Consider the following 24624-nt stretch of genomic DNA (forward strand, 5'->3'; position numbering starts at 1 on the left):
TTCCGGAGCGCGCGCTGTCGGGCTGCGACCGCTGTGTCGTTTCAGTCCCAGGACCCTCGTCCCGGGCCGGCGGTCATATCCCGTGCTTCTTGAGGATGGCCTCGATGTCGCTGAAGTCGTCGTCGCCGCCCCGGGACGCCTTGGCGGGCCCGGGTTCCGGCCGGGCGGCCGGGCGGGAAGCCTGGCCGAGCGAGGGCGCGGACGCCTCCGGAGCCACCGCGTCACGCTGTGCGGCGGCCCGGGCCGCCTTGCGCTCCTTGCGGGTGCCACCGCGGCGGCGCTCCACGGCGCGTGTCGTCATGAAGAGCACCCAGGCCACGCCCAGCACTGCGAAGCCCGCCCAGGCCACCGGGCTGAAGGCGGTGTCGGCGAGCCACTCGACGACGCCGGTCATCACCAGGCCGATCGGGACCAGCGAGTAGGCGGCGATGCGGGCGGCGGTGAGGAAACGCCTGCGGTACGCGGTGACCGCCGCGATGCCCAGGCCCGCCGCGGACACCGCGGAGCAGACGGTCTCGGCAATCATCCGGTCCTCCAGGCTGGGCTCGGTCGGGCGTGAGTACTTCGTCCCTTCCATCCTGCACCGTCCGCCCGCCGTGAGGCCATGCCGGGAGCCGGAGATCAGGTAGATCTCGGGGTCGGCTCGGGGTCGGCTCCTCCGCAGGTGCCGGTGGGGGGGACACACGACGCCGGTTGGGGCCGCGCACCGGGGGCTGGGAGGATGGGGGCATGAGCGACTCCTCCCCCGCCCGTCCCGCCGCGCCCGTCCTCGACTTCTGGTGCGAGCTCCAGTGCCCCGACTGCCGCACCGCCCTGGACGACCTCCGCGCCCTGCGGTCCCGCTACGGCGACCGCCTGGAGGTGCGGCTGCGGCACTTCCCGCTGGAGAAGCACAAGCACGCCTTCGCCGCCGCGCAGGCCGCCGAGGAGGCCGTCGCCCAGGGCATGGGCCGGCCGTACGTCGAGGCCGTCCTGGACCGGATCGCGGAGCTGGACCGCAAGGGCGAGACCTTCCTGGTCGAGGTGGCCCGGGAGCTGGGACTGGACGCCGAGGAGTTCGACACGGCCCTCGTCGACGGCCGGCACATCCTGATCGTCGACGCCGACCAGGCCGAGGGCAAGGCGATCGGTGTGACCGGCACCCCCACGTACGTGATCGGCGGCGAACGCCTCGACGGCGGCAAGAGCCAGGAAGGGCTGCGCGAGCGCGTCGAGGAGATCGCCGACCGGCTCCTCGCGGAGCAGCGGGGCTGAGGACCGGCCGCCCCCGTCACAGCAGCGGTTTGCTGTAGCTGGCCCGCGTGGTCCGGTAGCCGAGCGACTCGTAGAGCCGCTCGGCCGGGGTGTTGCCCGCGAACACGTTGAGGCCGACGAGCGGGCGGCCAGCGGCGATCGCCTGGGCCTCGGCCAGCAGCATCAGGGTGCGGCCGTGCCCCCGGCCCCGGTGGGCCGCGTCGGCCTCGACGTCGAAGACGAAGGCCCCGTCCTCCCGCAGCGCCAGCCACAGGATCCCGACCCGCTCCCCCTCGTGTTCCAACACGCTGAACAGCATGCCCTCGGTGTCCAGCCCCTGGGGGAGCAGCACCTCGTGATCGCGGCGGGCCTTGGCGTGCGCGTCGGCCTCGGGCACGCCCCGCTCCATCCAGGTCCGCGCGTAGTGCTCCCTCTCGTACGCCTGCCAGCCGGTGAACTCCTCCGGTGTCATGGACCGCGCCCGGCTGCCCGCGGGCAGGCCGGGCGGGGTGTCGCCGAGCGGCTTGGTCATGGTGCGGTTGCGCAGGACGTAGCCGAGCGCCGCCGCGAGGCCGGTGCCCGCCTCGGCCTCACCGGCGACGGCCGCCTCCATCACGCGGCAGCCCCAGCCGCGTGCCACCTCCTCGGCGGCGAGCGCGGCCACCGTGCCGCGGCCGCGCCGGCGGTCCGGCCCGTCGACGCACAGCTTGTGGATCACGGCCACCGTGTCGCCGAGGTCGCGTGAGGTGCCGAGGTGCAGTTCGCCGACGGGGCGGCTGTTCACGCACACCCGGTAGTGGCGCGAACGGGTCCCGTCGGCGGCGCGCTGGAGCGGCTCGGTCGGCCGCAGGGTCGTTGTCATCACGGCAGTTCTACCCACCGCCGACCGGAACGGCAGCCGAATATCGGCGACTTCGCGGGGCCGGGTGCGTCACCCGGGCCCGGATCAGGGGTCCAGGTCGTCCCCGGACCGCTCCTCGAAGACGCGCATGGCCTTGGCGGTCACCGGTCCGGGGGCGCCGGGCAGTTCGCGGTCGTCGACGCGGTGCACGGCCTGGACGTCGCGCAGTGTCGAGGTCAGGAACACCTCGTCGGCGCGGTCCAGGACGTCCAGCGGGAGGTCGGTCTCGCGGGCCCCGGTCCACTCCACCACCAGGGCGCGGGTGATGCCGGCGAGGCAGCCGGAGGCGACCGGCGGGGTGTGGATCTCGCCGTCGAGGACGACGAAGACGTTGGACCCGGTGCCCTCGCAGAGCCGTCCCACCGTGTTGCCGAACAGCGCCTCGGTGGCGCCCCGTTCACGGGCACGGGCGAGGGCGACGACGTTCTCGGCGTACGAGGTGGTCTTCAGGCCGGTGAGCGCGCCGCGTTCGTTGCGGGTCCACGGCACGGTGACCACCGCGGTGGAGTCGGGGCGGCGGGCGGTCCCGCCGACGGCGACGACGAGGGTGGTGCCCTGCTCGCCGCGGTCGGAGCCGAGGGGGCCGTGGCCGCCGGTGTAGGTGATGCGCAGCCGGCCGAGCGGCATCGGGTTGGCCTCGAGGACGGCGGCGCAGGCGCGGCGCACCTCGTCGAGGTCCGGGTCGGGCAGGCCGAGGCCGCGGGCCGAGCGGGTCAGCCGGTCCAGGTGCCGGGTCAGCGCGAACGGCCTGCCGTCCACCGCCTTCACCGTCTCGAAGATGCCGTCGCCCACGGTCAGCCCGTGATCGAACACGGAGACGCGGGCGCCCTCGGTGTCCTGCAATCCGCCGTCGAGCCAGATCTTCACGTCGCCAGCGCCTCTCCACTCACGTTCGCCTCGTACACTCCCGACGCTACCGCGAGCAGCCGGGAAGCCTTCAGTTCGGTCTCCCGCCACTCGCCCTCCGGGTCGGACCCCCAGGTGATGCCGGCGCCGGTGCCGAAGCGCAGCCGGGCGGCGGGACCGTCGGCGGCCCGGTCGATCCAGAAGGTGCGGATGCCGACGGCCAGCTCGCCGGTGCCCCGGTCGGCGTCGACCCAGCCGACGCCCCCGCAGTAGGTGCCCCGGGGCGCGGTCTCCAGCGCGTCGATGATCCGCAGGGCGCTCGCCTTGGGCGCGCCGGTGACGGAACCGGGCGGGAAGGCGGCGGCCAGGAGTTCCGGCCAGCCGGCGTCCGTGCGCAGCTCGCCGCGCACGGTGGACACCAGGTGGACCAGGCCGGGGTGCTTCTCCACGGCGCACAGGTCGGGCACCGAGACCGTGCCCGTGGCGCAGACCCGCCCCAGGTCGTTGCGGACCAGGTCCACGATCATGACGTTCTCGGCGTGGTCCTTCTCCAGCAGGTCGGCCTCGGTCCGCCCGGTGCCCTTGATCGGGCCCGACTCGACCGTCCGGCCGTCCCGGCGCAGGAACAGCTCGGGCGAGGCGGTGGCGATCTCGACGCCGTGCCGGGGCAGCCGGATCGTTCCCGCGTACGGCGCCGGGTTGCCGCGCGCCAGCAGGGCGGTGAGCGCGTCCACGTCGGCGCCGGGGCCGACCGGCGCCGACAGCACCCGGCAGAGGTTGGCCTGGTAGACCTCGCCGGCGGCTATGTGCGCGCGGATGCGCCGTACGCCCTCCGTGTACGCGGCGCGGTCGAGGGAGGACGCCCAGTCGCCGACGGCCGGGCCCCGCCACGCCCCGGGCACGGGCGCGGGCACCGGTGCGGTGCGTACGTCGGCGAAGCGTGCGCAGGTCAGGCGGCCCTCGAAGTCCACGCAGACGGCCCAGAACCCCTCGGACTCGAGGGCGGCGGGGTCGCTCGTAACGTCGAGGAGACCGGTGGCGACACGGTCACCGAAGCGGGCGAGGGGAGGGAGGTCGAGCACGCCGCCGAGTCTAGGCGGGTGGCTCCGAGGTGCCCCGAAGGTGTCCTTCCGGGTGCCCTGACCAGGTCCGTGGGCGGGCGCAGCGCAGCACGCTGCACAAACGCGTTTTTGTACTGGCCCCGGAATCCGCTAGAGTTCATCACGTCGCCGGGCCGCGCAAGCGGACCGAACCGACAGGCGGACGTAGCTCAGTTGGTAGAGCGCAACCTTGCCAAGGTTGAGGTCGCGAGTTCGAGCCTCGTCGTCCGCTCGCAGGAACAGGGGGCCTCCCGGGTCTCCTACACTCCTGGTGGAGTGGCCGAGAGGCGAGGCAACGGCCTGCAAAGCCGTCTACACGGGTTCAAATCCCGTCTCCACCTCCAAGGACGATTAGCTCAGCGGGAGAGCGCTTCCCTGACACGGAAGAGGTCACTGGTTCAATCCCAGTATCGTCCACTGATCCGCAAGGATCTCCGGTCCGCAAGGATCTCCGCGCGATTAGCTCAGCGGGAGAGCGCTTCCCTGACACGGAAGAGGTCACTGGTTCAATCCCAGTATCGCGCACGCAGTACCGCACCTGGTGCTTCCAGGACGATTAGCTCAGCGGGAGAGCGCTTCCCTGACACGGAAGAGGTCACTGGTTCAATCCCAGTATCGTCCACGCCCACCGAAGCCCCCGGCCGTCTCGCACGGCCGGGGGCTTCGTCGTGGGCCGGTCAGCTGGAGAAGAGCATGCGCCCGAAGCTCTTGTGGCGGTGGTGGCCGTAGTGACCGTGGCCGCCGTGCGGGGCGCCCCACGCCGGAGCCGGAGCCGCCGGGTAGGCCTGCGGCGCGGCGGGCGGCGGCGGAGCGGGCTGGGACCACTGGGCCTCCAGGCGGGTCAGCGACTCCAGCTCGCCGTAGTCGAGGAAGATGCCGCGGCAGCCGCTGCACTGCTCGATCTGAACGCCGTTGCGGTTGTAGGTGTGCATCGGTGCGTGGCACTTGGGGCACTGCATGCTCGGCTCAACTCCTCGCCGGTCGGTCCTGCTTCGCGTGTCGCCAGGACAGACTCTGTCCCGCCGCGGGTCGGTTGCACCCTACTGCGGGGAAACTCGGCCTCGGCCTTGTGGGCCCGCCGGCCGGACGGCCGCCATGCGCGCGCAGGCGTCGACGAGGGAGCACTCCACCTCGTCCAGGGGCCGGTCCGCCAGGACCGCCTTGGTGACGGCCCGGGCCGCGGTCTGCGCGGTGAGGGCGCGGGCCGGGACGTCCAGCGCGGGCCAGGGATCGCCGTCGGCGGGCACGGCGGGGCCGCCGGCGGCGCGGTAGGCGGTGAGGAAGCGGTGCCACTCCTCGGGCGGGAGCAGCCCGCAGGCGTACCAGGCGGCCGGGCGGGCCAGGTCCCAGGCCGGGACGCCGGTGCCGAGGTCGTCGACGTCGATCAGCAGCCAGGGGCCGTCGGGGGCGGGGTGGCGTATGAGCTGGCCGAGGTGGAGGTCGCCGTGGCAGAGGGTGGTGGTGTCCGGCGGGGCGGACGCGCCGCGCGCCCAGCCGGGGAGCGCGGACCAGGCCCGCAGCACGGGGGCGGTGGCGGGGTGCCCGGGGGCGGTGGCGCGGAGGCGGGCGACGGCCAGGGCCGCCTTCGCCGGGCCGCGCATGGCCGGGACGGCGGTGGGGGCCGGCGTGCGGTGGAGGCGGGCGAGGAGGGTGGCCGCGGCCTCCCACGGTGCCGCGTCCGGGTCGTCGGGGTCCACGGGCGTGCCGTGGGGCCAGAAGGTGACGAGCCTCCCGTGCAGGACGGCGGGGGCCGGGGCGAGCGGGGGCAGGAGCACGCCGGGCAGGCGGGACGCGGCAGTGACACGGAGGGCGAGTTCGGCGGGGTCGGCGTCCGCGGCGTGGGCCTTGGCGACGGTGCCGGCGTGCCGGACGACGGTGGCGTCGGGACGGTCGGCGAGGGTGGCCGCGCCACAGGGGCAGGCCGGGGTCAGGGCGTGGGCCGTCTCCCTGACGCGGGCCTCGAGGGCGGGGAGGAGAGCGGGGGCGTCCGTGGTCACGTGGGTGAGGGTACGCAGGGGCCCAGTGGCGTCGGCTCCTCGGCCGGTACGGTGCGAACCGGGGTGGGTCCGGGAGACGTGCAATGCCGGCGCAGCTCCCCAGCTGCGCCGGCATTTTGCCGTCCGCCGCACCCCCGTCCCCACGGGGTTTCATGGATGGGTGTCCCCGCCCGGACCGCTCTTCCGGGCCTGGGGTCGCCGCTCAGCGCCCCAGCACCGCACCCACGGACGACGCCTGTGTGGCCACTGTCTCCCACCCGTCGAAGACGAGGAGGAGCAGGACCGCCAGGGGCAGGGCCATGAGCGTCGCCACCACGGGGTGGCGACGGCCCTGACGGCGGCTTTGCCGGGTGCGGATCAGCGTCCGCGGAACCGTCTGGGCCATGGTCCCTCTCCTGACCGTTCGTTGTTTCGGTCTCGTGTCTCGTTTCTCGTGTCTCGTTGCAGCGGCGGGTGTCCGAACCTCGGGGGACGAGTACCGCACCCGCCGCTTGACCTCAAATCTATGCGCCGGGCGATCGTCCGACGTCATGCCCTCGTACCGAATGCCGGGCCTCCCGGAGGATGAGCCACGGCCTGCCGCGTACTCCCCTGGGTGGAGACCGGCTCACGGGTCTCGGGGTCTTCCCGGACGGGGTGCCCACCGTGTCCGGGTATCTCCGTGCTGTCCGGTGACTTCGCTCACTTCGGCCCTCTTCCCGTGCGCCTCCGTCGCCGCCCCTGGTCCCCCTCCGTCCGCCCCGGTGCGGCAGCCGTGCGGTGTCTCGCCGCCCTGCCCGGCCGCTCGCGCCCCCTCGCCCCCGCCCGCCCCAATCCCCCGGCCGGGGAGGCCGGTTGGGGAAGTGGGCGGTGCCTGGCCGGTGCGGCCCCGCCTTCGCCGGCCCCGCCTCAACTCTCGCGCCGGACACTGACAATCCGTTGTCCCGAGAGGGCGCGGCCTCTGCGCGCGGGCGGCCGTGGAAACGTAAGCTGTGGCACGTCACAGGGACCGGGCAGCGGGGATGAACATGGCGATGATGCGCCTGAGGCGCGAGGACCCGCGCGTCGTCGGCTCGTTCAGGCTTCACAGGCGGCTGGGCGCGGGCGGGATGGGCGTGGTCTACCTGGGCTCCGACAAGAAGGGGCAGCGGGTCGCGCTGAAGGTCATCCGGCCGGACCTGGCCGAGGACCAGGAGTTCCGGTCGCGGTTCGCCCGCGAGGTCTCGGCGGCCCGGCGCATCCGGGGCGGCTGCACCGCACGGCTGGTCGCCGCGGACCTGGAGGCGGACCGCCCCTGGTTCGCCACGCAGTACGTGCCCGGCCCTTCCCTGCACGACAAGGTCGTCGACGGTGGTCCGCTCGTCGCGGCCGACGTCGCGGCCGTGGGCGCCGCGCTGTCCGAGGGCCTGGTCGCCGTGCACGAGGCCGGGGTGGTGCACCGGGACCTGAAGCCGTCCAACATCCTGCTGTCCCCGAAGGGGCCGCGGATCATCGACTTCGGCATCGCCTGGGCCACCGGTGCCTCCACGCTCACGCACGTCGGCACCGCGGTCGGCTCCCCCGGGTTCCTCGCACCGGAGCAGGTGCGCGGGGCGGCGGTCACTCCGGCGACGGACGTGTTCTCGCTCGGCGCCACGCTGGCGTACGCCTCGATGGGCGACTCGCCCTTCGGGCACGGCAGTTCCGAGGTGATGCTCTACCGGGTGGTGCACGAGGAGGCCCAGCTGCAGGGCGTCCCGGACGCGCTCGCCCCGCTGGTGCGGGCCTGTCTGGCCAAGGACCCCGAGGAGCGTCCCAGCACGCTGCAACTGTCGCTGCGGCTCAAGGAGATCGCCGCCCGGGAGGCCCAGGGCATGGCCGACGTACGGCCGCCCGCGCCGCGCGGCGGGGAGACGGACGTGCCCACGGGCCGGCTCGCCGACACCTACCCGGAGCGTGCCCAGCGGCGTCCGCAGGGCCGGGCCGGTGCGCAGGGCACTCCGGCGCCGCGCGGCACGTCGGGGTCGCGGGGGTCCGCGTCCCGGGGTTCCGTGCCGTCGCGCGGTGGGGCGCCCTCGCGCGGCGGGGGGTCCTCGCGCGGTGGCACGCCGTCGCGGGGCGGCTCTTCGGGGGCGCGGTCCGGGTCCAGGACCGTTCACCCCTCCCGCGACACGACCGGCCGGAACGCCTCGCGCCACGACGGCGGCCGTCCGGCACCCCGCAGCGGGGCCGGCCGTACGGCGCCGCGGACGACGGGGACCCGCTGGCGGCGGCCCGCCAATCCGCGGCTGCTGCGCCAGCGCCTGTTCGTCTTCGTGGTGGTGACGCTGCTGGTCGCGCTGGGCATCGCCGCCGCACAGGGCTGTCAGGGACCCTCGCGCGGGCTCGGCGACGACCGGGGCGGCGTGCGGGCGGCCCAGCAGGAGCGGACGGCTCCGCCCGACGGCCCGGCGGAGCAGCGGGCGCCCCGGCCCTGAGTCCGCGGACGGTTCACGGCCGGCGGACGTCCCGGCCGGGATCCCCCGACGGCTTACGCCGGAGGGCGTCCCGCCGTCACCGCGTAGAAGGCGACCGCGGCCGCCGCGCCCACGTTCAGGGAGTCCACGCCGTGGGACATGGGAATGCGCACCCACGTGTCCGACGCCTCCAGGGCCCGCCGCGACAGGCCGCTGCCCTCGGCGCCCAGCATGAGGGCGACCCGGTCCATGCGGTGCGGGGCGACCGCGTCGAGCGGTTCGGCCCGCTCGTCGGGGGTGAGGGCGAGGAGCCCGAAGCCCGCCTCGCGGACCTCCCGCAGGCCGGCCGGCCAGACGTCGAGTCGGGCGTACGGCACGGAGAAGACCGCGCCCATCGAGACCTTGACGCTGCGTCGGTAGAGCGGGTCGGCGCAGTCCGGGGAGAGCAGGACCGCGTCCATGCCGAGGGCGGCGGCGGAGCGGAAGATCGCGCCGATATTGGTGTGGTCGTTGACGGACTCCATGACGACGACCCGACGGGCGGCCGTCAGGAGACCGGCCGCCGTGGGCAGCGGCTTGCGCTGCATCGAGGCGAGGGCGCCGCGGTGCACGTGGTAGCCGGTGACCTGCTCGGCGAGCGCCGGGTCGACGACGTACACCGGGGCCGGGGCCGTGTCGATGACGTCGCGCATGGTGTCGACCCACTTGGCGGACAGCAGCATCGAGCGCATCGTGTAGCCCGCCTCGCCGGCCCGCCGGATCACCTTCTCGCCCTCGGCGATGAAGAGGCCCTCGGCGGGTTCGCGGCGGCGGCGCAGCTCGACGTCGGTCAGGCCCGTGTAGTCGTGCAGGCGCGGGTCGTCGGGGTCGTCGATCGTGAGGAGGCCGGCCACGTCAGACCGTCCCGTGCGGGCCCACGGCGACGACCGCGCCGATGACGACGACGGCGGGCGGCCTGACCTCCTCGGTGACGACCACGTCGGCGACGGAGGCGAGGGTGGCGTCCACCCGGCGCTGGGCGGCCGTCGTGCCCTCCTGGACGAGGGCGACCGGGGTGTCGGGGGACCTGCCGTGCGCGACGAGGGTCTCGGCGATCCGGCCGATCTTGTCGACGCCCATCAGGATCACCAGCGTGCCCGTGAGCTTGGCGAGGGACGGCCAGTCGACCAGGGAGCGCTCGTCGTCAGGGGCGACGTGCCCGCTGACCACGGTGAACTCGTGGGCGACGCCCCGGTGGGTGACCGGGATGCCGGCCGCGCCGGGGACCGAGATCGAACTGGAGATGCCGGGGACGACGGTGCAGGCGATGCCCGCCTCGGCCAGCGCCTGCGCCTCCTCCATGCCCCGCCCGAAGACGAACGGGTCGCCGCCCTTCAGCCGTACGACCGCCTTGCCCTGCTTGGCGTGCTCGATCAGCGCGTTGTTGATGGCCTCCTGGGCCATGAAGCGGCCGTAGGGGATCTTCGCCGCGTCGATGACCTCGACGTGCGGCGGCAGTTCGGCGAGCAGGTCGCGCGGGCCGAGCCGGTCGGCGATGACGACGTCGGCCTCCGCGAGCAGGCGGCGTCCGCGGACGGTGATGAGGTCCGGGTCGCCGGGGCCGCCGCCGACCAGGGCGACGCCGGGGGTGCGGGTGCGCCGGTGCGGGGCGACGAGGGTGCCGTCGCGCAGGCCCTCCACCACCGCGTCGCGGACGGCGGCGGTGTGGCGGGGGTCGCGGTGGCGGGCGTCGGTGGTGAGCACGGCGACGGTGACGCCCTCGCTGTGTCCGGTGGCCGGGGTCCACGCCGTGGCGCGGTCGGCGTCGTCGGAGCGGACGCACCAGACGCGGTGCCGCTCGGCCTCGGCGGAGGCGGCGTTGTTGGCGGCGGTGTCGCCGGTGGCGATCAGGGCGTACCAGGCGTCGGCGAGGTCCCCCTCCGCGTAGGGGCGCCGTTCCCAGGCGATCTCGCCCGCGTCCGCCATGGCCTCGACGGACGGGGTCGCCGCCGGGGAGACGAGGCGGATGTCGGCGCCGGCCGCGATGAGGGCGGGCAGGCGGCGCTGGGCGACCTGCCCGCCGCCGAGGACGACCACGCGACGGCCGGTGAGGCGGAGGCCTACGGGGTAGGCGGGGTGTTCGGCCATGAGGGGACGGCTCCTCCTGCGGCAGTGGCGCTGACGTGCGGATTTTACGGCGGGGTGGGCCGCGGGGCCCGGGTGGTCCGGTGGGTGGACCGCTGGTCCGACCGCTGGACCGCCGCTCCGGCGGGACCCGGCTGCCGGGCGGGGGCTGCGCGCACGGCGGCCCGGCGGGGGCCCGGCACCGTGGTCCCGTGCCCCCGCGGCGTGCGGCCGCTACTTCTCGGTGACGCCCGCCGAGTCGAACGTCGCCACCTCGTGCATGGCCCGCGCGGTGCTCTGCACCATCGGGAGCGCCAGCAGCGCGCCGGTGCCCTCCCCCAGGCGGAGGTCCAGGTCGACCAGCGGACGCAGGCCCAGCTTGTTGAGCGCGGCGACGTGGCCGGGCTCGGCGCTGCGGTGGCCGGCGATGCAGGCCGCGAGGACCTCGGGAGCGATCGCGCGGGCCACCAGGGCGGCGGCGCCGGCGCTGACGCCGTCGAGGATCACCGGGGTGCGCAGGGAGGCGCCGCCGAGCAGCAGGCCGACCATGGCCGCGTGTTCGAAGCCGCCGACCGCCGCGAGCACGCCGATCGGGTCGGCGGGGTCCGGCTGGTGGAGTTCGAGGGCGCGGCGGACCACCTCGGTCTTGCGGGCCAGCGTCTCGTCGTTGATACCGGTGCCGCGGCCGGTGACCTCGGCCGGGTCGGCGCCGGTGAACACGGAGATGAGCGCGGCCGACGCGGTGGTGTTCGCGATGCCCATCTCGCCGGTGAGCAGGGCCTTGTTGCCGGCCGCCACCAGGTCGCGGGCGGTCTCGATGCCGACCTCGATGGCCTGCTTGGCCTCCTCGCGGGTCATCGCGGCGCCGGTGGTCATGTCGGACGTGCCCGCGCGGACCTTGCGCGGGAGCAGGCCCGGCGTGGCGGGCAGGTCGGTGGCGACGCCGACGTCCACGACGCACACCTCGGCACCGACCTGGGTGGCGAAGGCGTTGCAGACGGCTCCCCCGCCCAGGAAGTTGGCCACCATCTGGGCGGTGACCTCCTGCGGCCACGGGGTGACGCCCTGGGCGTGCACGCCGTGGTCACCGGCGAAGACCGCGACGGCCGCGGGCTCCGGGACGGGCGGCGGGCACTGCCGGGACAGCCCGGAGAGCTGGGCGGAGATGATCTCCAGCATGCCGAGCGCGCCGGCCGGCTTGGTCATCCGCTTCTGCCGCTCCCAGGCCTCGCCGAGCGCCTTGGCGTCCAGCGGGCGGATCTGCGCGACGGTCTCGGCGAGCAGGTCGTGCGGCGCCTCGCCGGGCAGGGCGCGGCGGCCGTACGTCTCCTCGTGGACCACCCAGGACAGCGGGCGGCGCTTGGACCAGCCGGCCTGCATCAGCTCGGGCTCGTCCGGAAACTCGTCGACGTATCCGACGCACAGGTAGGCGACGACGTCCAGGTGTTCGGGCAGGCCGAGGGCGCGGACCATCTCGCGCTCGTCGAAGAAGCTGACCCAGCCGACGCCGAGGCCCTCGGCGCGGGCGGCGAGCCAGAGGTTCTCGACGGCGAGCGCGGAGGAGTACGGCGCCATCTGCGGCTGCGTGTGGCGGCCCAGGGTGTGCCGGCCGCCGCGGGTCGGGTCGGCGGTGACGACGATGTTGACCGGGGTGTCGAGGATGGCCTCGATCTTCAGTTCCTTGAACTGCTTGGCCCGGCCCTTGGGCAGCGACTTCGCGTACGCGTCGCGCTGGCGCATCGCCAGTTCGTGCATGGCGCGACGGGTGTCGGCGCTGCGGATGACGACGAAGTCCCACGGCTGCGAGTGGCCGACGGAGGGCGCGGTGTGCGCGGCCTCCAGGACGCGGAGCAGCACCTCGTGCGGGATGGGGTCGCTGCGGAAGCCGTTGCGGATGTCGCGGCGCTCGCGCATGACCTTCAGTACGGCCTCGCGCTCGGCGTCGTCGTAGGCGGGGGCCGCGGGGCCGGCGGGCCGTCGTGCCTCCGCGGCGGCGGCCGTGCCGGCGTCGTGCGCGGGTTCCTGCGGCGCGGGGGCTTCCTGCCCGGCGGGGACGTCCGGGGTGGCCGTGGGCGCCGGGTGCGTCGCCCCGGGCGCGTCCGCCGCGTGGTCTTCCTGACCGGCGCCGCGGGTGTCCAGGTCGTCGGCGCTCTGGAGGACTCCGGGGCCGGACTCGCGCGGTGCGGGTACGGCGGCCTGCTCCGGGGCCGGGGCCTCCGGCGGGACCAGTACGGACTCGGGCGGCGTGGGCGCGAGGTGCGGGGTGGTGGGCACCTGGGCGCCGTCGACGGGCACGAACCGGCCGACGGGCTGCTCGGGGTGCGTTTGAGGGGCGGCGGCCTGGGCCGGTGCGGGCTGCGGCTCCGCCGCGGGGGCGCCGGTGGGGGCCGGGGCGGTCCCGACGGGCTGCTCGGGGTGCGCTTGCGGGGCAGCGGGATCGTGCGTGCCCTCGGCCGCGGTCAGCTCCTGCTCGTGCGCGGGCTCCTGCTCCTGCTTTTGCCGTACGCCGGTGTCCGCGAGGGACTGGGGGCCCTGGGCGGGCTGCGCGGGCGCGGGCTGCTCCTGGACCGGGGGCGCGGGCTGCTGCGGGGCCTCCGGGGCGGGGTCGGGGACGGCCGCTTCGGGCGCCGCTCCGGCCTCGGGCACGGGCGTCGCCTGCGCGTCGGCACCCGCGGCCTCGGCGACCGCGGGTTCGGGCACCTCGGGCCCGGGAGTCCCGGACGGTGCGGCTTCCTGCGGCGCGGGGGCCTCGGCGGCGTCGGGGGCGTCGGCCGCCTGGGGCTCCGCGCTTCCCTCCGATGCGTCGGCCGGTGACGCCTCCGGTGCCGACTGCTGCTCGGGGATCTCCTGGGCCTCCGGGGCGGGCTCGGCCCCGGGCGTGGCGGCGACCGCCTCGGGGGCCTGCACGGCCTCCTGGACCGGAGCCGGTGCGGCTGCGTGTACGGGGGCGGCGGCCTGCTGGGCGTCGGCGTCCGGGGCCGGGGCCGCGACGGCTTCCTCCGGCACCCCGTGCCCGGCCGCTTCACCCTGCTCGGGCTGTTCGGGCTGTTCCACCTGCTCGGCCTGCACGGCCTGGACCTCCGGCTCGGGCCGGTCACCCGGCACGGCCTCCCCGGCCTGCCGGGGCTCGGCCACCTGCTCGACCGGCGCCGCTTGTTCGGTCTGCGCCTGTTCGGTCCGCGCCGCCTGCGGTGCGGGCTCCTCGGGGGATGCGCCCGGCTCACCGTCGGCCGTCGTCGTGGCCGTTGTGCCCGTCGCCGCCACGGCCTCCGTCGCCACGCGGGTGACGAGCGCCTGGGCCGCGCCCTCCGGCTCGGCTGCCTGCTCCGGTACCGGAACAACCGTTTCCGCATGCCCCGCCCCGGCGGGCACCGGCGCCTCCGGTGCCTGCGGCGCCGGCTGCGGACCCCAGGGCGCCGCCGCCTGCGGGGCCGCCGCGGCGGCCTGCGGGACGTCGAGGTACTCGGGTCCGACGGTCGGCGGGCCGGGCTGCCGTACCGGCACGTCGGCGGGGCCGCGGTCGGCGAGGGAGCGGACCGGGCTCGCGGAGGTGTCCGGGATCGGCGGGCCGAGGTGGAGGGGCCGTCGCGGCGGGACCGGGGCCGACGCGGTGTCCTGCGCCGGGTCGGGCAGGCGGACGCCGCCGAGGTCGACCGAGCCGCTGTCGCGGCCGGACATCTCGTGCGGGCCGGGCTGGTGGACGGTCTCGACGACCGGCTCCGGCGCCGGCGGCGCGACCTCGTTGCCCCAGGCACTCTGGGCTCCCGGCAGCAACAACAGGTCCTCGTCCTCGGCGGTGGCCTCGGAGAGGTAGGTGTACGCGCCGGGTGCGGGGACGCCCGGCTGCTCCACCATGCCTGCGTTCTCCGGCAGCCCCTCGCCCGGGATCTGGCCGGTGTCGGTCATGCGTAACCCCTCGCCCATCGGTTAGTGCTTCTACGACCAGCTCACCCGGGACGGCGCACCGACCGCCCCACAGTGAAGAACGAGCGTGCGTGCCCAGCGGCACGAACGACCCGCAGGAAAAGACGACAAAGCCATTCAGTGGCATTGTCGCGGCCGTTCCCCCGCCGCGACAGCTTGATCCGCGACGGCCCGCTGTGGACTGCGCCACGTTGCGCGTCCTCCGGTTCTGCCGTACCACACCCGCCCCGGCAGGAACGGCTTTTTACGGACATCGCCCGACGAACTGCCGGGTGTCCGCACGCGGTACAACAATCCGCCAGCCTACCCCGCGCGGTATGAACAACCGATCACGGGGCGCGGTCGCCGACGGTCCTCAGCGGGGCGCTTCGCGCCGCACGATCTCTCCGCTGAGCAGGAAGGCGACGCTCCGCTCCGTCTCCGTCCAGGCCCGGGTGTCGAGTCCCACCGACTGCAGCAGGGCGCACTCGACGCGGTAGCCGTGCTCCGTCAGGTCCCTGCCCACGAGTTCGGCCTCGTCGCGGGTCGCGGCGTGCGCGACGATGCGCTGGGGGCGGCGGTCGGCGACCGCGGAGACCACGGCCGCGCCTCCGCCGCCGACGCGGACGACGTCCGGTTCGGGCAGGTTCTCCAGGACGTGGGGCGCGGTGCCGTGCACGGTCTGGAGCTGGACGCCGAAGCGCCGCGCGGTGGCCTCGGTGCGCGCGCAGGCGTCCCGGTCCCGGTCGACGGCGATGACGGCGGCGCCGGCCCGGGCGGCCTCGGTGGCGAAGGCGCCGCTGCCGCAGCCGATGTCCCACACGAGGTCGCCGAGGCGGGGCCCGAGCCGGGCGAGTTGGGCCGTGCGGAGCAGGTCGGTCTCGCCCTCGCCGAGGTCACCGTCGTAGGCCGTGGCGGGCAGGGACCAGCCGCGCGGCCCGGTGGCCGGGTCGCGTCCGGCGAACCAGCCGGCGCCGTCGCCCGCGGTGGCCGGGCCGGTGCTGCCGCCGGCCACGATGACCACGTTCGGGTCGCGCCAGGTGTGGTCGGCGGCCTTGTCGGAGGTGACGACGGTGACGCGTTCGCGGGTGGTGCCGAGTTCCTCGCAGATGACGAAGGTACGGTGCACGCCCTCCATCAGCAGCCCGAGTTCGGCCGGTCCGGCGCCCGGCGAGGTGAGGACGGCGACCTTGGTGTGGGCGCGGCACACGTTCACCGCGCGGCGCAGGGTCCGGGGGTGGGCGACGACCACCTGGGCGTCGTCCCAGGGCATTCCGGCGCGGGCGAAGGCGGCGGCCACGGAGGAGACGGCGGGGACGACCTCGACCTCGAGGCCGAACTCGGGGGCCCGCAGGGTGCGGACGACGCCGAAGAAGCCGGGGTCGCCGTCGGCCAGGACGACCGTCGTACCGCGGTGGGCGGCGAGGCGGCGCGCGGCGAGGGCGACGCTGCCGAGACGGATGCGTTCGGCGGCGGGCGGCACCTCGGGAAGTGCCAGGTGGTGTGCGGCGCCGGCCACCAGCGTGGCGGCACCCAGTGCGGAGCGTGCCGCGGCGGTCAGCGGCGAACCGTCCCAGCCGATCACCGTGACCCGGTCGGCCATCGTCGTCAGTCTCCAGGGTTTTCGCAGGTCGTGGTCGCGCGGTCCTCGCGGGCGCGCTCCGGGAGGTTACCCGGTGCGGCCTGGGCTCGGGTGGTGGCGCGGGTGGCCCCCGTGTATCAGTTCCAGTCCGTGAAGGTGGTGAAACCGTCGGCGCCGGTCAGCTCTCCGGTGGCGCCTTCGAGGTCCTCCGGCAGCAGGCTCCACACGATGAAGTCGGTGCGTACGTCCGTCCAGACGCCGTCGTCGGTGCGTGCGCGCGCTATGCAGGCGCCGCGCAGGACGCCCTCGCTGATGCAGCCGATCTTCTGGGCGACCTGCTGGGAGGCGGTGTTGTCGGCGGCGGTGCGCAGCTCGACGCGTTCGAACTTCTGGTCGCCGAAGAGCCACTGGGCGGTGGCGAGCGCCGCCTCGGAGGCGTACCCCTCGCCCCGGGCCCAGGAGGCGACTATGTACGACAGCTCGGTGGAGCGCACGTGCCAGTTGGTCTTGGTCAGCTGGATGACGCCGACCAGTCGCTGGGTGAGGAACTCGGTGACCGCCAGGTCGAGTCCCCGGCCCGCGGTGCGCTCGGTGGGGGCGTACTCGCCGATCCAGGTGGCGGCGTTGGCCTCGGTGAAGGGCTGCGGGACGTGGGTCCAGGCGGCGACCTGCTCGTCGTTCATCATCGCGGCCAGCGCGGGGACGTCGTCCTCGTCGAGGGGGCGCAGCACCAACCGCTCCGTGCTGATGGAGATGTTGGGGAAGGTGCTTGTCATGCGCCGCTCCGTAACCTGTGTAACCGTCAGGGCCTGCTCGAACTGCCCAGCATGCAGCATGAAAGCACTCAACCACACCACCGGGTCCGCCCCGCAGGCACGGAGCGGACCCGGTGGGTGACGCGGGGTCCGGCCCGGGCGAGCGGGCCGGTGCTTGGGTCAGAACGAGGGCAGGACCGCGCCGTCGTACTTGTCCTCGATGAACTTCTTCACCTCGGGCGAGTTGAGGAGCTTCGCGAGCTTCTCGACCCGCGGGTCGTCCTCGTGGCCCTCCTTCACGGCGAGGAGGTTGCTGTTCGGGTTGCCCTTGGCGCTCTCCAGGACGAGGGCGTCCTGGGCGGGCTTCAGGTCGGCCTCGATGGCGTAGTTGCCGTTGACCACCGCCGCGTCCACGTCGTCCAGGGAGCGCGGGGTCTGGGCCGCCTCCAGCTCCTTGAACTTGAGGTTCTTCGGGTTCTTGGTGACGTCCGCGGGGGTGGCCGCGGTGCCGACGCCGTCCTTGAGGCCGATGATCCCGTTGGCGGCGAGCAGCTGCAGCGCGCGGCCCTCGTTGACCGTGTCGTTGGGGACGGCGACGGTCGCACCGCTCTTCAGGTCGTCGGCCTTCTTCACCTTGTGGGAGTAGAGGCCGAGGGGCTCCAGGTGCACGTCGACGACGGACACGATGTGCGTGCCGTTCTTCTTGTTGAAGTCGTCGAGGTAGGGCTGGGTCTGGAAGTAGTTGGCCCCCACGGAGCCGTCCTCCGTCGCCGTGTTCGGCGTGACGTAGTCGGTGAACTCCTTGACCTCGAGGTCGAGGCCCGCCTTCTTCGCCAGGTTGTCCTTGACGTAGGTGAGGATCTCGGCGTGCGGGGTGGGGCTCGCGGCGACGACCAGCGGGCCGGAGGTGTCGGAGGCGGAGTCCTTGTCCGAGCCGCAGGCGCTCAGCCCGAGGGTGAGGGCTCCGGCGGCGAGGACGGCGGTGGTGATCTTGGCGGTGTTACGCACGAAAAGTGCCTTTCCTGAGGTGGTGCCGCCCCGTCCGGGCGACGGACGGGGAGTCTTGGGGGGTCGGGTTACGCGACCTTGCTCACGTCGGCCGCGGCGGGCTCCTTGGCCCGGAGCAGCCGGAGCCGGGGCGCCGCACCGCCGCGTCCGCCGCGGCGGTGCAGGGTGCGGGCGGCGTAGTCGCCGGCGAACTGGATGAGCGAGATGGCGACGGCGAGGAGCGCGACGGTGATCCACATGAAGCCGGGTTCGAAGCGCTGGTAGCCGTAGCGGACGGCCAGGTCGCCGAGGCCGCCGCCGCCGACGGTGCCGGCCATGGCGGAGTAGCCGATGAGGGCGATGACCGTGGTGGTGGTGGAGGCGATCAGCGAGGGCAGCGACTCGGGGACCAGGACCTTGCGCACGATGGTCCAGGTGTTGCCGCCCATGGACTGGACGGCCTCGACGAGCCCTCCGTCGACCTCGCGCACGGCGGTCTCGACGAGCCGGGCGAAGAACGGGATGCCGCCGATGGCGAGCGGCACGATCGCGGCCTCGCTGCCGATGGTGGTGCCGGTGACCCAGCGGGTGAAGCTCATCAGCGCGACCATGAGGATGATGAACGGCATCGAGCGGCCGATGTTGACGACCTGCCCGATGACCTTGTTGACCAGGACGTTCTGCAGCAGGCCGCCGCGGTCGGTGAGGACGAGGAGCACGCCGAGCGGGAGCCCGAGGACCACGGCGATCACGGTGGACCAGCCGACCATGATCAGGGTCTCCCAGGAGGCCTGCTCCAGCAGCGGCTGCATCTGCGACCAGGTCACTTGGCACCTTCCTTCACCAGCGGGCCCGGCGTGGCCGGTTCGTCGGGCGTCTCGTTCACCACGTCGATCTGCAGGCCCTGTTCGCGCAGGAAGCCGACGGGCACGACGTTGTCCTCGTAGCGGCCGGGCAGTTCGATGCGCATCCGGCCGACCTGGAGGCCGCCGACGGTGTCGATGGCGGCGCCGAGGATCGAGATGTCGATGTTGTAGGTGCGCGAGAGCTGGGAGATGACGGGCTGGGTGGCGGCCTCGCCGTGGAAGGTGACGTCGAGGACGGTGCGGTCGTCCCCGGAGGCGTCGCCGCCGACCGGGAAGAGCGCGGCGGCCAGTTCGGAGCCCGGGGTGGCGAGGAGTTCGCCGACCGTGCCGGACTCGACGATGCGGCCCCGGTCCATGAGGGCGGCCGAGTCGCAGATGCTCTTGACGACGTCCATCTCGTGGGTGATGAGCAGGACGGTGAGTCCGAGCTGCCGGTTCAGGTCGCGCAGCAACTGCAGGATGGAGCGGGTGGTCTCCGGGTCGAGGGCGCTGGTGGCCTCGTCGGAGAGCAGGACCTTGGGGTCGCCGGCCAGGGCGCGGGCGATGCCGACGCGCTGCTTCTGGCCGCCGGAGAGCTGGGCGGGGTAGGCCCTGGCCTTGTCGGCGAGACCGACGAGGTCGAGCAGCTCAAGCGCCTTGCGGGAACGTTCCTTCCCCGACCTGCCGAGGATCTCCAGCGGAAGTTCGACGTTGTCCTGCACGGTCCGCGAGGAGAGCAGGTTGAAGTGCTGGAAGACCATGCCGATACGGCTGCGCGCCTGCCGCAGCTCCCGGCCCGCGCGGGGGCCGCGCCCGGCCAGCGCGGTGAGGTCCTGGCCGGCGACGGTGACCGTGCCGGCGGTGGGGCGCTCCAGGAGGTTGACGCAGCGGATGAGCGAGGACTTGCCGGCGCCGGACTGGCCGATGACGCCGTACACCTCGCCCTCGCGGACGTGCAGGTCGACGCCGTCCAGGGCGGTGACCTCACGGCCGCGTGAACGATAGACCTTGGTCAGGCCCGATGTGGTGATCACGTGGGTTTCCGTCACTGTCGAGTGCGCGGCGCGGTGGTGTGTGCCGGGCACGGGGCGTTGTTCTTCGGGTTCTCGGGGTCCTTCGGAACGCGGCACGGTTCTCGCGGTGGCGGTGCGCCATGGCGGTGGGACCGGGGAGAAACGTGTGCGCGGGGCGCGGCCCGGCCGCGGGCGCGCCGGGGCGCGGGCGGACATGGCCGGACGCTCGCTTCGGGGCGCGAGGCTCAGGTGGTGCGGGGGCCCTCTAGAAGGCGCACATTCGGCGGCACATACAACGAGCACCGGGCGTCGTGGTCGCCTCGGTCGCAGGGGTGCGGTCGCTCGTGGTGCTCATGCGGATCAGTAAAGCAGACCGGCTCCCGCGAGCGGACATCGGTGTCCGCATGGTGGACAGTGCTGGACGGCGGACGGACGCGGGGGCGCGGTGCGGTCCCGTGCGGGGACCTCCGTCGCGGCCTCGGTGACCAGTGCGGACGGGGGCGAGGGGTGCCCGGCGGCCGGGGCGGTGCCGGGTTCGCCGGCCCGGTGGTTGTGGCCAACGCCACGGTCCGCGGGCGGGCCCGCGGCCCCTCGGGGCCGGGGGCGGCGGGCCCCGACGGCCGTAATAGGCTCGCTGCCATGCTTGACGTCCTGACGCTGGTGACCGGCGTCGCCGCGCTGCTGCTCGCCGCCTGGTGCGGCTGGGCCGCCTACCGTGACCAGCCGACGAAGGACTGGCACTTCATCGGCATGGCCGTGGTCTCGGTCCTGGCACTGGTCCAGTTGGTGATCGGCGTCGTGCAGCTCGCACGGGGCCAGGAGCCGGCGCAGGGCACGACGATCTTCGTGGCGTATCTGCTGGGCGCCTTCGCCTGCGTGCCGGCCGCGGGGTTCATGTCGCTGGCCGAGCGGACCCGCTGGGGTTCGGTGACGGTCGCGGCCGGCGGTGTCGTCCTCGCCGTCCTGGAGGTGCGGCTCTATGACATCTGGGGAGGCTGACGTGAGGGCCGCGCAGGAGAGGCAGACCCGGCAGCGCCTGATCAGCGGGCCGGGCATCCTGCTGGTGTGGCTGTACGGCGTGATGGTGGTCGGCGCGGTGTCGCGGTCCGTGTACCAGATCGCGACCGAGCTGGACCGGGCACCGCTCGCCTACTCGCTGTCGGCCGTCGCGGGCGTCGTCTACGGATTCATCACGTACACCCTGGTGCGCGGCGGCGAGACGGCCCGCAGGGCGGCACTGGTGTGCTGCGCCGCCGAGTTGGCGGGTGTCCTGACGGTCGGCACCTGGACGCTGGCGGACCCGTCGGCCTTCCCCGACGCGACCGTGTGGTCGGACTACGGGATGGGGTACCTCTTCATTCCGGTACTGCTGCCGCTGTCGGCCCTGTACTGGCTGCGCCGGGCCCGCACCGCGTAGCGCCGTCGGGCCCGGCGGCCGCTCAGGCCGTGGTCGCGTACGTCTCCGCCGGCTTCTCCAGGACGATCATGGGTACGCCGTCGGCGCCCTCGGCGGTCCCCACCGTCTCGTAGCCGACCCGGCGGTACAGCCGCAGGTTGTTCTCGCTGCGGTGCCCGGTGTGCAGCCGGAAGCGCTTGGCGCCGCGCTCCTTGCCGAGGGCGGACTCGGCGGCCCGCAGCAGCCGGGCTCCGATGCCGTGCCCCTGGAGGCGGGGGTGGACGCAGAGCTTGCCGATGGACGCCGCGCCGTCCTCGGTCACCCGTCCCCGGACCGAGCCGACGACCTCGTCGCCGAGCCGCGCCACGAAGACGCAGTCGGCGGCGACCTCCTCGCGCACGGAGTCCAGGGTCTGGACGAGCGGGTCGATGCGGTAGTTGGCGTACAGCGCCGCCTCGCTCTGGAAGCAGAGGTACTGCAGCCGGAAGATCTGCTCGGCATCCTGTTCGGTCGCCGCCGAGATGGTCACGCTCATGCCCATGTGCGCATGCCTCCCGCTCACCTGATCACCTGTGGGTCCCCCACTCCTATCCCCGTCCTCAGCCGGCCGCAACCTCCGGCGTCAGCAATCGACGCAGACAACCCAGACATCGGGAGCGTTCCGGCCCAAGGCTGCCCTGTGAGATACCCAACTCCCCCGCGATTTCCCGGTATATGAGGTCCCTGGGCGACAACAGGGCTTCCAGTACCTGGGGGCAGCGGCCCGGCAGCCGGCGCACGGCGTCGCGCAGGGCCCGGTGCCGGGCCGAGGCGAGCGCGAGCCGCTCGGGCTCGTGGGCGTACTCGGCGACTCCGGCGGGTTCGGTTCCGTACGGCCGCTCGTCGCGGGTCCTGCACCGGGTGCGGCGGGCCTCGCTGCGCACGGCGCTGCGCAGCCAGCGGTGCGGGTCGGCGGGCGGCCCCTCGGCCTCCAGGCGCTCCAGCAGGCGCAGCCAGACCGCCTGTTCGAGGTCGCCGGGCTCGTCTCCGGAGGCATATGCCTCGGCCGTGGCCTCGGCGGTGAGGAGGGGGCGCAGGGAGGCGACCAGGTCGTGCGTCATATGCACGACGACGCGGCCGCCCGGGCGGCGGGTTGCCCGGGCGGCCGCGGCTCACCCCAACCGGTGGTGGTGGCTCAGCCGTTGACGAAGTCCTCGCGGGCCAGCACGCCCGTGTCGGGGTTGTCCGTGAAGATTCCGTCGATGCCGGTGGCGAAGTAGGTCCGGAACGCGCCGAAGGCGTCGCCGTACGCGTCGGGGTCGCCGCCCTTGCGGAACTCCGCGGGCAGGAAGGGGTTCTCGTTGCGCATGGTGTACGGGTGCAGGACGAGACCCGCGCGGTGCGCGTCGCGGACGAGGGTCGTCGGCTCGGTGAGGCGGCCGGCGGAGTCCTTCGGGACGACCAGGTCGAGGGTGGGGCCGATCCCCTGTGCGTAGGAGGCGATCTCCTTCAGGCCGCGCGGCGTGACGAGGTCGGCGGTCGTGCGCGGGTCCCCGGTCTCGACGAAGTCCCAGGGGCGGCTGCCGGCGCCGGAGAGCAGGACGGCGAGGGGGTTGCGGACCAGCTTGCTCATCCGCTGGATGCTGGTGGGCTCGAAGGACTGGATGATGACGGGCGAGTTCTTCCGGTCCTTGCCGTACGCGCGCAGCAGCTTCGCCAGGCGCTCCTCCGTGCCCAGGCCCAGCTTGCGGAAGTAGGTGGGGTGCTTGAGCTCGGGGTAGATCCAGACCTGCCTGCCGCGCTTGCGGGTCTGCTCGTTCTGCCAGCGCAGCACCTCCTCGAAGGTGGGGATCTCCCAGCGGCCGTCGTAGAGGGTGTTGTGCGGCCGGTTGGCCGGGATGCGCTCGGTGGCGCGGAGCGTCTTGAGCTCGGCGAGCGTGAAGTCCTCGGTGAACCAGCCGGTGGTGGAGACGCCGTCGAGCACCTTGGTGCGCCTGCGGTCGGCGAACTCGGGGTGGTCGGCGACGTCGGTGGTGCCGCCGATCTCCGGTTCGTGCCGGCAGACCAGGTGGCCGTCCCGGGTCGGGACGAGGTCGCCCGCCTCCACGATGTCGGCGCCGAGGTCGAGGGCCAGCTCGTAGGAGCCGAAGGTGTGCTCGGGGCGGTAGCCGCTGGCGCCGCGGTGGCCGATGACGGTGGGCACGGGCAGGCTCTTCAGCCCGCCGCCGGGTCCGCCGCCGTGCCGGGCGTCGGCTGCTCTCGCCGCCCCGGGCAGGCCGAGTACGGCGCCGCCCGCGCCGAGCACCGCCGCGCCGAGGAGCGCCCGGCGTCCCGTGCCGCCGCCGGCCGTCCGCCGCTCGTCCGACTCCTGCGTTCCCATGGGTCCTCCTGCCGTCGACCGTCCCGTGCGGGCCGATCGTAGGGTCGCGTACATGACGAGCGGGAGACCGCCGCCGGAACACGCGGGTGCGCGGGGATTGCGCGACGATGCCGCGCCGCGGGCGCGGGCGGCATGCCGTACGGCGTGGCGGGGCAGGCGAAAAGGAGGAACCGGATACGGCGCCCTCCGGGCGGCGCGCCTCACGCGGTGCGCGGGCCGGGTGTGCTTGGATCCGGCCCGTGTCCGCACCGTGGACCGCCGCTGCGGCGCTCACGGACGCGACCTGCCTCACACCCGGGCGGGGGCACGCCGGCCCTGCGACGCCGCGGCTTCGCAGGTGAACGCGCGTCAACACCGCGCGGGGGCCGGGGCAACCCGGGGTGCGTGACCCCCCGGACCGCGAGTAATGTCCTCACCTGCACAGACTCATACCGCATCCCCGACACCGGAGGGCCCGTTGTCCCGCTTCGTGTTCATCAAGGCAGTGCTCGGTCCGATCATGCGCCTGATGTTCCGCACACGAGTGGAGGGTGTGGAGAACATCCCGGGCGACGGTCCGGTGATCCTGGCCGGCAACCACCTCACCTTCATCGACTCGGTGATCATGCCCCTGACCTGCGACCGGCAGGTCTTCTTCATCGGCAAGGACGAGTACGTCACCGGCAAGGGCCTCAAGGGCCGGCTGATGGCCTGGTTCTTCACCGGGGTCGGCATGGTCCCGGTCGACCGGGACGGCGGCCGGGGCGGGGTGGCGGCGCTGATGACCGGCCGCCGCATCCTGGAGGAGGGCCACGTCTTCGGCATCTACCCGGAGGGCACCCGCTCCCCCGACGGCCGCCTGTACCGCGGTCGCACGGGTATCGCCCGGCTCACCCTGATGACGGGCGCCCCGGTCGTCCCCTTCGCCGTCATCGGCACCGACAAGCTCCAGCCGGGCGGCGCGGGCCTGCCGCGGCCGGGCCGGGTCACGGTCCGCTTCGGCGAGGCGATGGAGTTCTCCCGCTACGAGGGCATGGACCGCGACCGCTACGTCCTGCGGGCGGTGACCGACTCCGTGATGACCGAGGTCATGCGGCTGTCCGGCCAGGAGTACGTGGACATGTACGCCAGCAAGGCGAAGGCGGCGTAGCTCCGCGCCGGTGACGAGGACGGCGGGCCGCTCGGTGAGCGGTCCGCCGTCTCGCGTTTCC

23 protein-coding genes and 5 tRNA genes are annotated in these 24624 nt (G+C 74.1%); 10 read left to right on the forward strand and 18 right to left on the reverse strand.

The genetic code is table 11. The features are described from left to right. Positions 1 to 73 precede the first annotated feature (73 nt). Positions 74 to 526 carry a hypothetical protein gene (locus Sdi02f_RS20810; RefSeq protein ID WP_030399111.1) on the reverse strand — a complete coding sequence of 151 codons (453 nt, stop codon included), beginning with the start codon at positions 524 to 526 and terminating at the stop codon, positions 74 to 76. Positions 527 to 729: 203 nt separating this feature from the next. On the opposite strand from Sdi02f_RS20810, the gene Sdi02f_RS20815 reads away from it, so the two are divergent. Then, complete coding sequence (locus tag Sdi02f_RS20815) at positions 730 to 1254, forward strand: DsbA family protein (protein ID WP_030399112.1); 525 nt, start codon at positions 730 to 732, stop codon at positions 1252 to 1254. 16 nt (positions 1255 to 1270) lie between these two features. Here the strand turns inward: Sdi02f_RS20815 and Sdi02f_RS20820 are convergent, their stop codons facing one another. From Sdi02f_RS20820 to Sdi02f_RS20830, 3 genes are all read right to left on the reverse strand, one after another. Beyond that, positions 1271 to 2095 (reverse strand): GNAT family N-acetyltransferase, encoded by an 825-nt coding sequence (locus Sdi02f_RS20820; RefSeq protein ID WP_030399113.1) that lies wholly within the window; start codon positions 2093 to 2095, stop codon positions 1271 to 1273. A gap of 84 nt (positions 2096 to 2179) precedes the next feature. Beyond that, a complete protein-coding gene (locus Sdi02f_RS20825; RefSeq protein WP_030399114.1) occupies positions 2180 to 3001 on the reverse strand; it encodes an aminotransferase class IV in 822 nt (273 codons plus the stop codon). Continuing rightward, positions 2998 to 4062 (reverse strand): chorismate-binding protein, encoded by a 1065-nt coding sequence (locus Sdi02f_RS20830; protein ID WP_108933822.1) that lies wholly within the window; start codon positions 4060 to 4062, stop codon positions 2998 to 3000. Before Sdi02f_RS20830 ends, Sdi02f_RS20825 begins: the two co-directional genes overlap by 4 nt. A gap of 177 nt (positions 4063 to 4239) precedes the next feature. On the opposite strand from Sdi02f_RS20830, the gene Sdi02f_RS20835 reads away from it, so the two are divergent. From Sdi02f_RS20835 to Sdi02f_RS20855, 5 genes are all read left to right on the forward strand, one after another. Next, positions 4240 to 4312: transfer RNA gene (locus tag Sdi02f_RS20835), tRNA-Gly, on the forward strand. Positions 4313 to 4350: 38 nt separating this feature from the next. Then, a tRNA-Cys gene (locus Sdi02f_RS20840) sits at positions 4351 to 4424 on the forward strand. A gap of 1 nt (position 4425) precedes the next feature. Beyond that, a tRNA-Val gene (locus Sdi02f_RS20845) sits at positions 4426 to 4497 on the forward strand. 36 nt (positions 4498 to 4533) lie between these two features. Next, positions 4534 to 4605 (forward strand) — tRNA-Val (locus tag Sdi02f_RS20850). A 25-nt stretch (positions 4606 to 4630) separates the two neighbouring features. Then, a tRNA-Val gene (locus tag Sdi02f_RS20855) sits at positions 4631 to 4702 on the forward strand. Between the two features lie 55 nt (positions 4703 to 4757). Here the strand turns inward: Sdi02f_RS20855 and Sdi02f_RS20860 are convergent. The 3 genes from Sdi02f_RS20860 to Sdi02f_RS20870 form a co-directional block, all read right to left on the reverse strand. Then, positions 4758 to 5039: a TFIIB-type zinc ribbon-containing protein gene (locus Sdi02f_RS20860; RefSeq protein ID WP_031082934.1), complete on the reverse strand. Its 282-nt coding sequence runs from the start codon at positions 5037 to 5039 to the stop codon at positions 4758 to 4760. 81 nt (positions 5040 to 5120) lie between these two features. Continuing rightward, positions 5121 to 6077, reverse strand: a complete 957-nt coding sequence (locus Sdi02f_RS20865; protein ID WP_030399117.1) for an aminoglycoside phosphotransferase family protein — start codon at positions 6075 to 6077, stop codon at positions 5121 to 5123. Between the two features lie 202 nt (positions 6078 to 6279). Next, the gene (locus tag Sdi02f_RS20870) at positions 6280 to 6462 is read right to left on the reverse strand and encodes a hypothetical protein (protein WP_030399118.1); all 183 of its coding nucleotides are present in this window, start codon (positions 6460 to 6462) and stop codon (positions 6280 to 6282) included. A gap of 616 nt (positions 6463 to 7078) precedes the next feature. On the opposite strand from Sdi02f_RS20870, the gene Sdi02f_RS20875 reads away from it, so the two are divergent. Beyond that, on the forward strand, positions 7079 to 8512 hold the full coding sequence (locus tag Sdi02f_RS20875; protein WP_167458231.1) for a serine/threonine-protein kinase: 1434 nt from the start codon (positions 7079 to 7081) through the stop codon (positions 8510 to 8512). Between the two features lie 53 nt (positions 8513 to 8565). Here the strand turns inward: Sdi02f_RS20875 and Sdi02f_RS20880 are convergent, their stop codons facing one another. The 8 genes from Sdi02f_RS20880 to Sdi02f_RS20915 all read right to left on the reverse strand — a co-directional run bounded on the left by Sdi02f_RS20880 (position 8566) and on the right by Sdi02f_RS20915 (position 19700). Then, complete coding sequence (locus tag Sdi02f_RS20880; RefSeq protein ID WP_030399120.1) at positions 8566 to 9384, reverse strand: TrmH family RNA methyltransferase; 819 nt, start codon at positions 9382 to 9384, stop codon at positions 8566 to 8568. Between the two features lies 1 nt (position 9385). Continuing rightward, on the reverse strand, positions 9386 to 10618 hold the full coding sequence (cobA, locus tag Sdi02f_RS20885) for a uroporphyrinogen-III C-methyltransferase (RefSeq protein WP_108933824.1): 1233 nt from the start codon (positions 10616 to 10618) through the stop codon (positions 9386 to 9388). A 210-nt stretch (positions 10619 to 10828) separates the two neighbouring features. Beyond that, the gene (gene cobT / locus Sdi02f_RS20890) at positions 10829 to 14500 is read right to left on the reverse strand and encodes a nicotinate-nucleotide--dimethylbenzimidazole phosphoribosyltransferase (RefSeq protein WP_108933825.1); all 3672 of its coding nucleotides are present in this window, start codon (positions 14498 to 14500) and stop codon (positions 10829 to 10831) included. A 373-nt stretch (positions 14501 to 14873) separates the two neighbouring features. Continuing rightward, positions 14874 to 16100, reverse strand: coding sequence for a precorrin-6y C5,15-methyltransferase (decarboxylating) subunit CbiE (cbiE, locus tag Sdi02f_RS20895; protein ID WP_108933826.1), 1227 nt, complete (start codon positions 16098 to 16100; stop codon positions 14874 to 14876). A 116-nt stretch (positions 16101 to 16216) separates the two neighbouring features. Next, complete coding sequence (locus Sdi02f_RS20900; protein ID WP_030399124.1) at positions 16217 to 16855, reverse strand: GNAT family N-acetyltransferase; 639 nt, start codon at positions 16853 to 16855, stop codon at positions 16217 to 16219. A gap of 159 nt (positions 16856 to 17014) precedes the next feature. Continuing rightward, a complete protein-coding gene (locus Sdi02f_RS20905; protein WP_030399125.1) occupies positions 17015 to 17842 on the reverse strand; it encodes a MetQ/NlpA family ABC transporter substrate-binding protein in 828 nt (275 codons plus the stop codon). 68 nt (positions 17843 to 17910) lie between these two features. Beyond that, the gene (locus tag Sdi02f_RS20910; RefSeq protein ID WP_031082942.1) at positions 17911 to 18648 is read right to left on the reverse strand and encodes a methionine ABC transporter permease; all 738 of its coding nucleotides are present in this window, start codon (positions 18646 to 18648) and stop codon (positions 17911 to 17913) included. Beyond that, the gene (locus tag Sdi02f_RS20915) at positions 18645 to 19700 is read right to left on the reverse strand and encodes a methionine ABC transporter ATP-binding protein (protein ID WP_031184880.1); all 1056 of its coding nucleotides are present in this window, start codon (positions 19698 to 19700) and stop codon (positions 18645 to 18647) included. Before Sdi02f_RS20915 ends, Sdi02f_RS20910 begins: the two co-directional genes overlap by 4 nt. A gap of 618 nt (positions 19701 to 20318) precedes the next feature. On the opposite strand from Sdi02f_RS20915, the gene Sdi02f_RS20920 reads away from it, so the two are divergent. Further along, positions 20319 to 20678: a hypothetical protein gene (locus Sdi02f_RS20920; protein WP_108933827.1), complete on the forward strand. Its 360-nt coding sequence runs from the start codon at positions 20319 to 20321 to the stop codon at positions 20676 to 20678. Continuing rightward, positions 20659 to 21096 (forward strand): hypothetical protein, encoded by a 438-nt coding sequence (locus Sdi02f_RS20925; RefSeq protein WP_203712416.1) that lies wholly within the window; start codon positions 20659 to 20661, stop codon positions 21094 to 21096. The genes Sdi02f_RS20920 and Sdi02f_RS20925 overlap by 20 nt, the downstream gene beginning before the upstream one ends. A gap of 22 nt (positions 21097 to 21118) precedes the next feature. On the opposite strand, the gene Sdi02f_RS20930 is transcribed toward Sdi02f_RS20925, so the two are convergent. From Sdi02f_RS20930 to Sdi02f_RS20940, 3 genes are all read right to left on the reverse strand, one after another. Further along, positions 21119 to 21616 carry a GNAT family N-acetyltransferase gene (locus Sdi02f_RS20930; RefSeq protein ID WP_030399130.1) on the reverse strand — a complete coding sequence of 166 codons (498 nt, stop codon included), beginning with the start codon at positions 21614 to 21616 and terminating at the stop codon, positions 21119 to 21121. Between the two features lie 58 nt (positions 21617 to 21674). Continuing rightward, positions 21675 to 22175 carry a sigma-70 family RNA polymerase sigma factor gene (locus tag Sdi02f_RS20935; RefSeq protein WP_108933828.1) on the reverse strand — a complete coding sequence of 167 codons (501 nt, stop codon included), beginning with the start codon at positions 22173 to 22175 and terminating at the stop codon, positions 21675 to 21677. A gap of 74 nt (positions 22176 to 22249) precedes the next feature. Then, complete coding sequence (locus Sdi02f_RS20940; RefSeq protein WP_053638392.1) at positions 22250 to 23434, reverse strand: glycerophosphodiester phosphodiesterase; 1185 nt, start codon at positions 23432 to 23434, stop codon at positions 22250 to 22252. Between the two features lie 508 nt (positions 23435 to 23942). Between Sdi02f_RS20940 and Sdi02f_RS20945 the strand changes: the two genes are divergently transcribed. Then, positions 23943 to 24563: a lysophospholipid acyltransferase family protein gene (locus Sdi02f_RS20945; RefSeq protein WP_231909120.1), complete on the forward strand. Its 621-nt coding sequence runs from the start codon at positions 23943 to 23945 to the stop codon at positions 24561 to 24563. Positions 24564 to 24624 lie beyond the last annotated feature (61 nt).

The sequence above is a fragment of the Streptomyces ardesiacus genome (genome assembly GCF_003112575.1).
Classification (GTDB): domain Bacteria; phylum Actinomycetota; class Actinomycetes; order Streptomycetales; family Streptomycetaceae; genus Streptomyces; species Streptomyces ardesiacus.